This is a genomic window from Psychrobacter sp. JCM 18900, assembly GCF_904846625.1.
Classification (GTDB): domain Bacteria; phylum Pseudomonadota; class Gammaproteobacteria; order Pseudomonadales; family Moraxellaceae; genus Psychrobacter.
Window position 1 is genome coordinate 39,403 of the sequence record NZ_CAJHBL010000007.1, and the last position, 14,321, is coordinate 53,723.

Genomic DNA, 14,321 nt, shown 5'->3' on the forward strand with positions numbered 1-14,321 from the left:
CTTAATCTTTTAGCTGTTTCAAAATATGAATCGGAAACGGTAACCTGTAATGCCTACAAGCTGTTAGCACTAATGGGTACAATCCAGATTTCATCGCTGATAAATCGTTAATTTCATTAGATGATTCACACTCTTCAATAATATCTGTTAGTAAGTCTTGCGCTGGTTGTTGGATATCAACATCGGAGAGAGATGAACCATGCATTTCCATATTATTGTATAAGTAATTTTCAGAATCGTCATTGAAAAAGTATAGCTGTATATTCGAATGACTTAGAAAATCACGATGTAAGCTCTGAATTGAAGTATAGAGTTCTTCGAAGTTAAACATGCTTGCTACTAAAGACAAATAAGGTAGTAAAATTGATCCTTGTGTTACTTCTTCTCTATATTCCTTCGTTGCATTGATTGGATGTGCAATTAGTTTTCTATATTCTCGAATATTTGAAAAATACGTTTGATTAGTAGCAAAGCTAATATTAGTTAAGTTTACTAAGTTTTTTAACCAAGATTCTATAAAAGTGTGATATTCCCTACATCGTGATAAGCAGAAAATAGCCAACATGATGTCAGTAGCTTGATCATCTTTATAAGGAGTCAACAGGATGCTGTTATTGTCTATCATAGACATAATCAGGTTACAAGTTTTATGATATTGAGTTTCGAATGCTCTCAAATTTTCTTCTGCTTCATTTTGATTTATTAGTAAGCAATATTGATTATAAGTCCAAATCCCTCTTAATGATAATCGACCTAACAAATCAAACAATTTTAAATTAACATCTACAGCACATGATGGCGCTACCATCGATGATAACCCTAAGTATGTATTAGCGGACGGTACAACAATTTTCTCGAAGTAGAAATCTGCTACGGTCAGTTGTAAATTAATTAATTTATAAATAAGATGATTAATGACTTCAGTATTTTTGCCTCTCATTTGAAGAAAGGACTTACTAATATCCCATGCCTTTAGTAGGACATACTCTGAACAAATATAAGCAGATTCTAAATTCCCTACATCTCTTGACCATGCAAAAAGCATCCATGTATATATGTTCAGCTGTCGTAGCACAGCAATAACAGATTTCTTATCGTCAAGTTCTTGACTACATAACTCGTTAACTAGACTCTTGTAATATTGAATTGAAACATCAGGCTCGTCTAACATTGCAATAGACTTACGCAGTAAGCGTCTATATTTTTCTGGTGCTAACTCTTCATTGAAGAAGTATTGAAGTATAAACTCAGCAATTTTGTCGCCATTCCACTCTGAAAATTGAATATTACTCGTACTATTACGACTGGTATAACCTGTAACTTCTTGACGAATACCTGAATGTACTTCCCCTCCAAAGCAAAGACAAATTTCTATTGGCTTATCTTTATGCTCAGGAGGAACTCTCGCAGGTATGTAAGAATCTAAAATTTCATCTAGAGAAGGGCGTAACACTTGATTAGATGAACCATTCCATGTCTCTCTAGTTAAATTTCCAGCTTTTACAGACAAAAGGTATACTTTCTCTTGTTCACCACCGATTGAACCTACAGCAGCAATATCTACACCATACTCTTTAATTCCACGGCGTGGAGTACTAAAAACGACTAAACCCATCTGACTCAATAGATCAGGTAGGATAGCGTCAAGTTCATCTCTCTCGTTTAGTGAAGCTAAATACTCTTTAAGGATTAGTTTCATTTGCTAGCTCCTCAACTTTTAATAATCTCAAAAAGTATTCTTGCGTATGAGGAGTTAAGTTAGCTAGACTTGGAAAGTCTATACTATGGGACATTTTACTAAAAGGCATAACCTGTCTCACTATTTCACCATTGGAATCCTTGTGCTTATGAATAAATTTGTTTCCGTAAAGAGTGATTTTCTTGTTTGGAAAAAACATATCCATTAGCGAGTTTTCTATTGGCTTTGCCATAGCTTCATTAAATAATTTTTGTTGATAGTTTGCATATTCGTTTCTCTGTCTTGTACTAGGTCTAAGCTCTTTTATCTTATAAAGTTTATTAAATTCTTCAAGAAAGCTGTCTAATTGCTGAATAAGACTCTCACTGAAATTCACGATATTTTTGTCTGAAGAGTCTAAATATTCTTGTAAGAAGGCTTTAGTTTGAGACGGGTAATTTAGAGCAATAAACTCGAAGGTCTTATTTCCGATTAACTGTATCTGACTCTCTGTAGACAATGGTATAACCGATAAAATAAGACTTAAGGAAGTTGATGGTTGTAGACTAAACCAACCAATAGCCTTATTTACAAGATACATTAAATCCTCTACTTTAACCTGCCCTGTATCAAAACCTATCTTTATTTGATCAGTAGTTGAAGTTTTAACTAATTTGACAGCCGATACACAATATATCATTTCTCTTTTAAGTAGCCATCTCGTAAAAATGCTAGAAAGCACTTCTTCATATTCTTTTTCTCGAAGCCTTCGTAAAGAATTAGTCAGAACCCCTACGTCTAATGAGTTGGAATTGTTACTTAGTATGTATTCGAAAAGTTCGGCAATATTTATAGCATCCAACTCTGATATTTTTTTGTATATGTATAAATCAATTTGATTGATAACACCCTTCCAATCAATATTTATATCTTTAAAAAAGCTAAGTAGTAATCTTTGTATATTTTCTGAGAGGTTAGCATGACGATAGTTCAACTGCTGTGCAATTCTAAATATAAAGTCAGGATCGTTATTGCCAATATTACGTTCGAAAAACTCTATAATGTCGGGTTCGAGATCTTCATAATCAGCTAGCAAAGTAATTAAAGTGTTTATAGCAGTCGATAATATTTGTTCATCTTCAATACTTTCCGTGCAAGTTATTATCTCCTTTACTACAGTGGCCGCCAGTTCGGGTTCTTCATTATAATTAAATCTACTTAGTGCAAATATTACTCTTTGAACTATGATTGGATTCCTATGATTCAATAATTGTACTGCTTTATTAAAATAGGTTCTCTTATTTATTTTATAACCACTGATAAGAGCTGTTGAAATATAGTCAAAATCATCATCAGTTATTTTTAGTTCCTGTTCAAGTAGTGATTCTACTCTTTCAATATCAGCAGAACAAAATTCAATGAATGGTAAAATTAAATCATGTGATGCCATGTCATTACCTGCTTCGATAGTGAGTTGTTTCACACAGCTTTTGACTTCCTCTACTGGCACGTTTAATAAAGGCAATAAGCTTCTAAATATGTTACGTATTATAAAGAAGTTTGAACTAGAGGCTTCATTCCTGAGTAAACCAAACTCAGAAATAATATTTATTTTTTCTTGGTTGTGTAATTCGACTAAAGTCCGGATTAACTCATCATCGTCACCTATGTGCTTACGATATTCTTCATATAAGACATCTAAGAAAGTACCATCTTTTGTAGAATCTACTATTATTTTTTCGAATTCATTCATAATCTATCCTTGATGGTGTTTTCCATTATTGATCTTATGTATTTTACCTGATCACGTCCACACTTTAATTTTCGTTCTCAATATCACTCTTTAAGTAATCATCACCAATCACAACTAGCATACAACTAATAAAACTTCTACTTACCATCTCTCTTAGCAAAAATATTCGCAACCAACGCACCGCTAAAGTTATGCCAGACACTAAATATTGCACTAGGTAAGGCCGCGACAGGATTGAAATAAGTCGCTGCAAGGGCAGCGCCTAGACCAGAGTTTTGCATACCCACTTCTACCATAATCGCGCGGCGTTGTTTCTCCGTAAATCCAGACAAGCGAGCGATTACATATCCCAAGGTATAACCCGTCATATTGTGCAAGGCAACGACGATAAAGACGATAGCACCACTATCTAAGATGGTTGCTTTAGACACGGCAACCACTGCCGCGATGATAATAGAAATACCCAATACCGACACCATCGGTAATACCTCAGTGACGAACTCGATTTTTTTACCCAAAAACTTATGAAAGACGACGCCTAGCAGTATCGGTAAAATGACAATCTTAGTAATGGTCATCATCATACTGGCTAGGTTGATATCAATGAGCTGACCAGCAAACACATTTAATAGAATCGGGGTCAGAAAAGGCGCAAGCAGGGTAGAGATAGAGGTAATCGCCACACTCAATGCCACATCACCTTTGGCTAAGAACGTAATCACGTTACTCGACGTGCCGCCCGGGCAACAACCAACCAAAATAACACCGACTGCTATTAAAGGATCAAGGTTGAAAATCACTGTCAACAAGTAAGCAATGAGAGGCATTAGCGTGAATTGTGCTAATAGTCCAACCAGTACAGGCTTGGGGCGTTTGACAATCTCTAGGAAATCTTCCGTTTTGAGCGTCATGCCCATCCCAAACATAATGATGCCAAGTATAGGAACGATCAAAAAAGCCAACGAGGCAAAAAACTCAGGAAAAATAAATCCCAAAACAGCACTGACCAATGCCCAAATTGCAAAAGTTTTGCCAATCCAACTAGAAAGTAATGCAATCTGATTCATAGCCTGTCTCAAAATAATAAAGTAGACAATAATCTAGCATGGTTCTTGTCAGTAAATGATAAAAGTATTTTGCTATGAACGTAGCGATAAGTTTGCTGAGGGTAGGCAAAATAGAATGCCATAAAAAATGGCTTACTCATATTAAATAAGTAAGCCAAAAAAGAACTATTAGGTTTCTATAATTGCATTAGTCAATCTACTATAAATTCGGGTTTAACCACTTCTCAGCTGTTTTCATATCCCAGCCTTTACGTTCAGCATAACTTTCTAACTGATCACGGCTGATTTTACCGACATTGAAATACTCACTATCAGGATGCGAGTAATAGAATCCGCTGACCGATGACGCAGGCCACATCGCATAGCTTTCGGTCAACGTCGTACCAATCGCATCTACCGTACCAAGCCAATCAAACAATTTGCCTTTTTCGGTGTGCTCAGGACAGGCAGGGTAGCCAGGTGCAGGGCGGATGCCGACGTATTTTTCTTTAATCATCTCATCATTGGTGAGTGACTCGGTCGGTTGGTAGCCCCAATATTCTTTACGAATTAGCTCGTGTAGATGCTCGGCAAACGCTTCGGCTAAGCGGTCAGACAGCGCCTGTACCATGATGGCATTATAGTCATCGCCTGCTGCTTTATATTGCTCAGCGAGTGCTTCTGTACCGACGATTGAGACGGTAAAGCCGCCTAAGTGATCGGTATGTGTCTCTGATGGCGAGATAAAGTCAGCCAAGCTAAAGTTTGGCTTGCCGCTTGCCTTGTCGCTTTGCTGACGTAAGTGCTCAAACTGATACGTTGGGCTGCCACCATTTTTTGGGTCATTATCATACACAGTTACCGTGTCCGATCCAGTACGGCGTGCAGGCATCAGTTTAAACACCCCTTTAGCTACGATTGATTTTTCCTCAATCATCTTCTGTAGCAGCTCTTCAGCATTTTCAAACAGATCACGCGCCGCTTCGCCAACGACGTCATCTTGCAAGATTTTCGGGTATTTACCAGTCAGACCCCAAGAGATAAAGAACGGTGTCCAGTCAATATAAGGCAGCAGATTCGCGATTGGATAGTCATCCAATATGACTTGTCCTAGCTTATTTGGCACTGGTGGCACATAGTTTTTCCAATCATACTGAAAGCCAATCTTGACCGATTCGGCATAGGTGACTTTGGCAGCTTTTGGTTGACGCTTAGCCAGACGCTCACGTACCTTGACATATTCTTCACGGGTTTCATCGATGAGCGCTTGACGATGTTCTTTTGATAGCAATTTGGTCACCACGCCTACTGAGCGCGAAGCGTCCGATACATAGATGACGCCATCGTTTTGATATTGCGGCTCGACCTTGACGGCAGTATGCGCTTTCGACGTCGTTGCACCGCCGATCATCAGTGGTAATGTCATGCCGCGCTCTTGCATTTGCTTGGCGACATAGACCATCTCATCGAGACTTGGGGTAATCAGACCAGACAGACCGATGATGTCAACTTTTTCTGCGATGGCAGTATCGAGGATTTTTTCACATGGCACCATGACGCCCAAATCGACGATATCATAGCCGTTACAGCCGAGTACCACGCCGACGATGTTTTTGCCGATATCATGCACGTCGCCTTTGACGGTTGCCATTAGGATTTTACCTTTGACTTCGCCTTCGACTTTTTCCGCTTCGATATATGGGTTTAGCCATGCGACGGATTGCTTCATCACGCGGGCAGATTTCACGACTTGTGGTAGGAACATTTTACCGGCACCGAATAGGTCACCGACGATATTCATACCGTCCATGAGTGGCCCTTCGATTACTTCTAGCGGTTTAGGGTACTTCTCCCATGCTTCTTTGGTATCCGCTTCGATAAAAGTCGTCACGCCTTTGACCAGTGCGTGGGCGATACGTTCTTCTACCGTACCTTCGCGCCAGCTCATATCGACGGTGCTGTCTTTTTTCTTGCCGCCATCTTGGTAGTTTTCAGCGACGGTCATCAGACGCTCAGTCGCATCTTGACCAGTCTCACCTTGATTGCGGTTGAGCATGACGTCTTCGATAGCGTCACGGGCTTCCTTTGGAATATCATCGTACAGCTCAAGCATGGCTGGGTTGACGATACCCATGGTCAGGCCATTTTTGATCGCGTGGTATAAGAATACGGAGTTGATCGCTTCACGGATCGGGTTACCACGGAAACTAAACGATACGTTGGATACGCCGCCCGAGACCATGGCATTTGGTAGATTTTCCGTAATCCAGCGTGTGGCATTGATAAAGTCAGCGCCGTAGTTATTGTGCTCGGTGATACCCGTGGCAACGGCAAAGATATTTGGGTCAAAGATAATGTCCTCGCTAGGGAAGCCCACTTCATTAACCAATACATCGTAGCTGCGCTTAGATATCTCAATCTTGCGCTCGTAAGTGTCAGCCTGTCCGTCTTCATCAAATGCCATGACTATAATCGCGGCACCATAACGCATGCATAATTTGGCACGCTCAACGAACTCAGCATGACCTTCTTTTAATGAGATAGAGTTGACGACAGATTTACCCTGCGTACGCTTTAGGCCTTCTTCGATAATGTCCCATTTAGATGAGTCAATCATCAGTGGCACACGGCTGATATCTGGTTCGCCTGAGACCAAGTTGACGAAGTGAATCATCGCCTGCTTGGAGTCGAGCATGCCTTCGTCCATATTGATATCAACGATCTGCGCGCCACCTTCGACCTGATCGCGAGCGACATCGAGTGCTTCGGTATAGGCTTCGGTTTTAATCAAACGTAAGAATTTTTTAGAGCCTGTGACGTTAGTACGCTCACCGACATTGACAAACAGACTATCAGAATTGATGGTAAATGGCTCTAGACCTGATAGTCGGCAGGCAGGTGCTATCTCAGGGATAACTCGCGGTGGATAGTTTGCCACAACTTTAGCAATTTGACGGATGTGCTCAGGCGTCGTACCACAGCAGCCGCCGACAATGTTTAAGATACCTGCTTTGGCAAAACCTTCAAGTAGGGCAGCCGTTTCTTCAGCGGTTTCATCATACTCACCAAACTCATTGGGCAGACCAGCGTTTGGATGCGCAGAGACGTAAGTATCAGCGATGTTTGACAATGTCTGAATATGTGGACGCAGCGCATCAGCACCTAGCGCACAGTTAAAGCCAACAGATAGAGGCTTGGCATGGCGGATAGAGTTATAAAATGCCTCGGCCGTTTGACCAGATAGCGTGCGACCTGACGCGTCGGTAATCGTACCCGAAATCATAATTGGCAATTCAAAGCCAATATCGTCAAACACACCAGTGATCGCAAATATCGCCGCTTTGGCATTTAGCGTATCAAAGATCGTCTCAATCAAAATGATATCGACGCCGCCTTCTATCAGGCATAAGGTCGCCTCACGGTAGTTGAGTACCAACTCATCAAAGGTAATATTACGAAACGCAGGATCATTGACATCAGGCGATAGCGAACACGTACGCGAAGTCGGACCCACGACGCCTGCAACGAAGCGCGGTTTTTCAGGCGTTTTTGCGGTAAATTCATCCGCCGCTTCTCGAGCAATCTTGGCCGCTGTCCTATTTAGTTCTGGCACTAGATACTGCATATCATAGTCAGCCATCGACAGACGCGTACCGTTAAATGTATTGGTCTCGATGATATCAGCGCCCGCTAGCAGATGATCGTGATGAATGTCTTTAATCATGTGCGGCTGAGTCAGTACCAGCAAGTCGTTGTTGCCGCGTACATCTTGGTCAATATCAGCAAAGCGCTCACCACGATAATCCGCTTCTTCTAGTTTATAAGTCTGAATCTGCGTACCCATCGCACCGTCTAACATCAAAATGCGTGATGCCATCTGCTCAGTAATACGGGCACGAGCGGTTAGCTGCTGCTCCTTAAACGGAAACACAGCAGGCGGCGTTAATATAAAGTCATTAGCGGATGAGGAACTAGAGGCGGTATCGGTATGAGAATCAGTTGGTGAGGTCGTCGTTGGAATCATAGGTGTGCTGCTTATATCGTAATTATTAAAAAAAGAAGGAATAACAAACCAGTAGCGTGCAGAGTCTCACGAAGAGGACCGCAAATTTGCATTATTTTAGCATGAAAAGTTTGCTACATAGGGATACTGCATATTCCTCTTTGGCAATAGATAAATAGGAGGAGAGCTAAGTGGTAAAGTAAGGTATTAGAGTCTATTTCATAAAGCAGATACGCACAAATGAATATCATTTCGCTAGGGGCTTACATAAAGCTTTTCTTTTGCAAATGAAAACCAACGGGAATGCTCAGAAGTCAGACAGAATTTACATCCATACCACAAAAAATTGCGCAAAGGCAGGTTGATAAAGATTGCTTACATGTTAATTTAATTTCAGAAATACAAGGTCTTAGTAAGTCCTACTTATAAATATAGGCTCATTTATTAGCAGCAACTGGTACCAAAAGTATCGGTATTAGCAGTACGGTATGGTGAGCAAATGGCATTAGCAGGCAAGACGATCTATAAGACAGTAATATCATAGTTGAAACAATACCAACGTCAAAGAAATTCAAATCATTAAGGAAAATGTTATGAAACTTACTAAAATTGCCACCATCGGTACATTGGCTATCTCAATCGCAGGTCTAAGTGCTTGTAATAATATGATGCCAGCGAAGACGGGCGATATGAAAGCACCAATGCACAGTCAGAGTATGGCTAAAATGAATGTTGTACAAATTGCGCAAAGCAATCCTGATTTCTCAGTATTGGTAGAAGCGGTACAAGCAGCAGGTCTAGTCGATATGTTGTCTGATCCTAACGCCCACTATACGGTATTTGCACCGACCAATGCCGCCTTTATGCAAGCATTGCAAGAAACAGGTATGACCAAAGCGCAGTTATTTGCTAATAAGCCACTATTGACCAAAGTATTGGGTTATCACGTAGTCGCTGGTGATATGGCTATGTATGCCAAAGACGTGAAGCCTGGCAACGTAATGACCGCTAGCAAAGATACGTTGATGGTAACCAAAGAAGGCAAATTGATGGATGAGAATGGTCGCACAACGAATATCGTGAAGACTGATATCGCTGCCAACAATGGTGTCGTCCATGTAATTGATAGAGTATTGTTGCCTAAATAAGTATTAACTGAGGCATACCCACTGTATTTATTGTAAGACTAAGCAGCCATTGTTTGTGATGATTTCATTATCAGACAACGGCTGTTTTAGACTTTAGAGCTTTATCTATATAAGTTCCTATTTAGGTTGGAATTTTTTAAATAAAAATCCGAAAATAGTTAATCCACATCATTTTGTCTCAAATATCGCAATAACTGATATACAAGCAAACAATGCTATATACGTGATTGATACAGTGTTGCTACCTAAGTAAATACCATTTGAAAATTAAACAGTTAGACTGAGAACTATCAATATAACGGACTAAATAGTATGACTAAGTAATTGATACATTTATCAATCATTGGTCACCATTATATTTATCGAAAGTTATTAATTTAAATAAATCCCTTAATCAATTATTTATCCAAAAAGGAATTACCTATGTTAAAGAAGAACTTGTTATCTATCGCAGTTGTAACCGCAGCCATGTCACTAGCAGCGTGTAACGATACTGAGACTGTTGCAGAGCCAACTGAACCAGAAGCGACTGAAGAAATGGCAGTTGAGCCAGTTGTTGAGACAGAAGCTGTTGAAGCAGAGCCAATGGCCGAAATGGACATGGAAGCGACTCAAACTATCGCTGAAATCGCAGCAGAAAACGAAAACTTAACTATCTTAACCGCTGCGCTACAGGCTGCTGGTCTTGATACTATGCTAATGGAAGAAACTAAGCATACTGTATTTGCTCCAACTGATGATGCGTTTGCTCCAGTACTAGAAAAACTAGGCGTAACTAAAGAAGAGTTATTGGCCAATACAGACTTGCTAAAAACGGTTCTTCCTTACCATGTGTTAGCGATGGAAGTTAAAGCGGCTGACATCCCATACGGTACTGAAATCGAAACAGCGAACGGTAAAACCATTACTATCAGTGAAGATAACGTGATTACTGATGCTACTGGTAATACAGCAAATATTACTGGTACAGATATCATGGCAACCAATGGTGTGGTCCACACTATCGATGCAGTATTAATGCCTGAATAAGCTATTTATTAACGCGTGGATTCATAATCTATAAGTTAAAGAAAGCCTAGCCATCGCGCTAGGCTTTTTTATGTCGATGAATTAAGAACGCGAAAATTAAGAGTAAGGAAGTTAAGGCGCAAAAATTGAAGCGATGATATACGCTCTTGGTTAAGTATATCGGTAGAGCTACCTAATCAGTATAGGGTTATAAAATGCCAAAGTAAGCTCTGTAAAGAAGACAAGCAAAATACAAAATGTCAGTTATATGTTGTTTCGAATGCAGATTAACCTTAGAAGATAAAAGGGTGATTTTAAGGTATTAAATCAGCTCGTATGAACGTGGGCTTCGATGTTTTTTCGGTAAGCTATTCTGTAGCGGTGTAGAAAAACATCCAAACAAAAAAGCCCGAGACTATAGTCTCGGGCTTTTTATTCATTCAATAAGATTAAGTAGTAACCTTACTAAATCTAAATCGACTTACACTTTATCTTTACGTAATGGATCAGCGTTCATGCTTTTTTGCTGTGCTAGATGACGCTCTTCCCAATAAGGTGCGTTTTTGATACCGAATTTAGCAGGGTCAAAGCTATAGCGAGTTACGCCAGCTTTACGCTGAGCTTCATAGTCTTTAAGCATAGTAAGGGTTGGACGAGCCACGATGAAGATGACAAGAATACCAACAATGTTAAGCCAAGCCATAAGACCAACACCGATATCACCGATTGCCCAGATATAACCAGCTGAGTTTAGACCACCATAAGCAACCATCGCCATGATAAGCACTTTCACTAGGAATAGACCAGTTCTGTTCGCACTACGACCAAGAAAACGTGTTAAGTAAGCGACGTTTACTTCAGCGATGTAGTAGTAAGCCAGAATTGTTGTAAAGGCAAAGAAGAATACAGCGATTGCGATAAAGGCATTACCAAACGTACCGTATACAGATTCCATTGCCATTTGCGTGAACGCAGGAGCATTGATTTCAGTAGTAGCAGCAACGTTCTGTACGATGAACTGGCCATCTGGTAGCGTACCTTGAATGTTGTACATACCAGTAGACAAGATCATGAATGCAGTAGCAGAACATACTAGTAACGTATCAACATATACTGAGAATGCCTGAACGAGACCCTGCTGTGATGGATGCTCAACTTCAGCAGCAGCAGCAGCGTGAGGCCCTGTACCCTGACCAGCTTCGTTAGAGTAGATACCACGTTTCACACCCCAACCGATAGCAGCACCAAAACCTGCTTGTGCAGTGAATGCATCACCAACGATCATACCAAATACATCTGGAATCAAGCTGAAGTTGCTGAACATGATGATTAGCGCTAAGGCAATATAACCTAAAGCCATAAAAGGTACTGCAAACTCAGTAAAGGTTGCAATACGCTTAATACCACCAAAGATGATGATACCTAGCACGACTAAGATGATAGCCAAGCCGACCAAACGCATAGAGCCAACTTCTAGGCCTGCAACGTTCATGATCGTACCTTCGCCCATTACCTGTGCAAATGCACTGATAACACCGTTCGCCTGTACACCAGGTAAGAACATACCACATGATAAAATAGAAGCGATTGCGAAGAGGATACCGTACCACTTTTGACCAAGGGCACGTTCAAAGTAATAAGCTGGGCCACCGCGATACTCGCCAGTTACCACATCTTTTTCTTTGTAAATCTGAGCAAGAGTAGATTCGACATAGGCTGTAGATGCGCCTAGGAAGGCTACGATCCACATCCAGAATACGGCACCTGGGCCACCGAAGCCGATAGCAGCAGCTACCCCAGCGATGTTACCCATACCCACACGACCGGCGAGTGAGACGGCAAGTGCCTGAAATGATGAGATACCCTGTGCACTAGATTTACCAGTGAATAGGAGTTTGATCATCTCACCGAATAGACGTACTTGTACAAAGCGCGTCATAATGGAATAGAACAGACCGGCACCCAAGCAGAGATAAATCAGCGCTGGGCTCCAAATAATTCCATTTACTAAGTTAACTAAACCTTCCATATTTATGTTCCTAGTACTGTCTCAAGGTGGCACTGTTTGCTAGGAGTAAACTAACTGGTTAACTTACTTATTTAAGTTAAGCAGTTAAAGTCTCTGCATCGACTTATTTGTTGTCTAAGTCTCATGTGCTGGGCCACCAAGAATGGACTGTAGTTGTCTGTATTTACCCGCGTATCTCGTCAGTAATACGGACTATTTGCATAGCGCTTATCACTGACAATATAAATATCAGCTGCGTTTACTATTATTCTACAACCTCAACTACTGCGGCCTTCTATCATCATGTTATACATCAGATGAGTCATAAGTTGACCGGCGGATAAAACAGGCGGTTATATAATTAAATATCCATCACCATGATGGCATTCAACTTACTATGAGCTGTCTTGAATGAATGCATGACTGGTATGGCGAATTGACAGTATCTAGCGATAATTTGACAGTTAATTGATGTTTTTATTAAGAAATTAAAAACTCGCTAATACTAATCAAACTATAAGTCCACTACCAAATGTATTCAAACCGTACGGCTACGTAACTGCAATTTGCCATATTTTTGTACTAATTACTAGAAATTTCTTTGTAGACGGTAGATATATTCGTATTTTATTTAGCAGATACATTAGCAAGATTTGGATTATATATAAATAATTGTTTGTACTTTTATAACATTTAGTCTGATTGCGTTAGACTGCTAGATTTTTGCTCTATATCTATCATGATAAGAACGCGTTATCGTTGACACTATGCGGTTGTGTTTTGGTAACGGTCAATTGTAAAAAGCCGTATATAACGCCATCATTAGGACAACTTCTTTTGATATCATGCTGATAGAGTGATGCGCAGATATACAATATATAGAGCGTATGACTGCCGTATGAATACCAAGAAAACTTAAAAATATTAAAAACGTGGTACTGGATATTTGTTATTTATCATTATTAGGAGAATCAACAATGACGCGTAAATCTATTATGAAGCCGATGTTGCTAGCCGCTTTATTGACAACTTCTACGGTTGGTCTAAGCGGCTGTGGCTACAATAACCTGCAGGCACAAGATGAGCAGGTCACTGCTTCATGGTCAGAAGTGGTCAACCAGTATCAGCGCCGTTCTGATTTGGTGCCAAACTTAGTCAAAGTCGTACAGCAATACGCCGAGCAAGAGCAAGAGGTATTTACCCAAGTGGCAGAAGCTCGCTCACGTGCGGGCGGTATCACGGTGACGCCAGAAGTGCTTAATGATCCAGAAGCGATGGAGCGTTATGCAGCAGCGCAAGAGCAGATGACAGGCGCATTATCACGTTTGATGGCGGTATCTGAGCGTTATCCAGATCTAAAATCAGATGCACTGTTTCAAGATTTACAAGCGCAGTTAGAAGGTACTGAGAACCGTATTGCTGTGGCTCGTAACCGCTACATCCAAGAAGTGCAAGGATACAATACAACGGTACGTCAGTTCCCAACCAACATCACTGCAAAAGTATTTGGGATGGATACTAAGCCCAACTTTAGTGTGGCCAATGAAGAGGCGATTTCAACCGCACCAAGTGTTAATTTTGGCGACTCTACAGAAAAGTCTGCTGAATAAAATTTAGAATGAATGTGACGACAGAGCGGCATAGGCAGCTCTGTTCATTTAGCTAATGGTTCAATGA

At 40.6% G+C, this 14,321-nt stretch carries 8 protein-coding genes; 3 read left to right on the forward strand and 5 right to left on the reverse strand.

From position 1 onward, the window contains the following. Position 1 precedes the first annotated feature (1 nt). The 4 genes from JMX96_RS12275 to metH form a co-directional block, all read right to left on the reverse strand. Positions 2 to 1,699, reverse strand: coding sequence for a hypothetical protein (locus tag JMX96_RS12275; protein WP_201569391.1), 1,698 nt, complete (start codon positions 1,697 to 1,699; stop codon positions 2 to 4). Continuing rightward, positions 1,683 to 3,431 (reverse strand): hypothetical protein, encoded by a 1,749-nt coding sequence (locus JMX96_RS12280; RefSeq protein ID WP_201569393.1) that lies wholly within the window; start codon positions 3,429 to 3,431, stop codon positions 1,683 to 1,685. Before JMX96_RS12280 ends, JMX96_RS12275 begins: the two co-directional genes overlap by 17 nt. Before the next feature lie 137 nt (positions 3,432 to 3,568). Further along, on the reverse strand, positions 3,569 to 4,498 hold the full coding sequence (locus JMX96_RS12285) for a bile acid:sodium symporter family protein (RefSeq protein WP_201569395.1): 930 nt from the start codon (positions 4,496 to 4,498) through the stop codon (positions 3,569 to 3,571). A 199-nt stretch (positions 4,499 to 4,697) separates the two neighbouring features. Continuing rightward, positions 4,698 to 8,501 carry a methionine synthase gene (gene metH / locus JMX96_RS12290; RefSeq protein WP_201569397.1) on the reverse strand — a complete coding sequence of 1,268 codons (3,804 nt, stop codon included), beginning with the start codon at positions 8,499 to 8,501 and terminating at the stop codon, positions 4,698 to 4,700. Positions 8,502 to 9,073: 572 nt separating this feature from the next. On the opposite strand from metH, the gene JMX96_RS12295 reads away from it, so the two are divergent. Together JMX96_RS12295 and JMX96_RS12300 are read left to right on the forward strand one after the other, a co-directional pair. Next, a complete protein-coding gene (locus JMX96_RS12295) occupies positions 9,074 to 9,628 on the forward strand; it encodes a fasciclin domain-containing protein (RefSeq protein WP_057758533.1) in 555 nt (184 codons plus the stop codon). 423 nt (positions 9,629 to 10,051) lie between these two features. Beyond that, positions 10,052 to 10,657: a fasciclin domain-containing protein gene (locus JMX96_RS12300; RefSeq protein ID WP_201569399.1), complete on the forward strand. Its 606-nt coding sequence runs from the start codon at positions 10,052 to 10,054 to the stop codon at positions 10,655 to 10,657. Positions 10,658 to 11,117: 460 nt separating this feature from the next. Here the strand turns inward: JMX96_RS12300 and JMX96_RS12305 are convergent, their stop codons facing one another. Next, the gene (locus JMX96_RS12305) at positions 11,118 to 12,665 is read right to left on the reverse strand and encodes an alanine/glycine:cation symporter family protein (RefSeq protein ID WP_201569401.1); all 1,548 of its coding nucleotides are present in this window, start codon (positions 12,663 to 12,665) and stop codon (positions 11,118 to 11,120) included. 956 nt (positions 12,666 to 13,621) lie between these two features. Between JMX96_RS12305 and JMX96_RS12310 the strand changes: the two genes are divergently transcribed. Further along, complete coding sequence (locus JMX96_RS12310) at positions 13,622 to 14,254, forward strand: LemA family protein (RefSeq protein ID WP_201569404.1); 633 nt, start codon at positions 13,622 to 13,624, stop codon at positions 14,252 to 14,254. Positions 14,255 to 14,321 lie beyond the last annotated feature (67 nt).

Coding starts and splice junctions, on each gene's coding strand:
- JMX96_RS12300 (WP_201569399.1), top strand. CDS start 10,052: ATGTTAAAGAAGAACTTGTTATCTATCGCAGTTGTAACCGCAGCCATG.
- JMX96_RS12285 (WP_201569395.1), bottom strand. CDS start 4,498: ATGAATCAGATTGCATTACTTTCTAGTTGGATTGGCAAAACTTTTGCA.
- metH (WP_201569397.1), bottom strand. CDS start 8,501: ATGATTCCAACGACGACCTCACCAACTGATTCTCATACCGATACCGCC.
- JMX96_RS12310 (WP_201569404.1), top strand. CDS start 13,622: ATGACGCGTAAATCTATTATGAAGCCGATGTTGCTAGCCGCTTTATTG.
- JMX96_RS12295 (WP_057758533.1), top strand. CDS start 9,074: ATGAAACTTACTAAAATTGCCACCATCGGTACATTGGCTATCTCAATC.
- JMX96_RS12280 (WP_201569393.1), bottom strand. CDS start 3,431: ATGAATGAATTCGAAAAAATAATAGTAGATTCTACAAAAGATGGTACT.
- JMX96_RS12275 (WP_201569391.1), bottom strand. CDS start 1,699: ATGAAACTAATCCTTAAAGAGTATTTAGCTTCACTAAACGAGAGAGAT.
- JMX96_RS12305 (WP_201569401.1), bottom strand. CDS start 12,665: ATGGAAGGTTTAGTTAACTTAGTAAATGGAATTATTTGGAGCCCAGCG.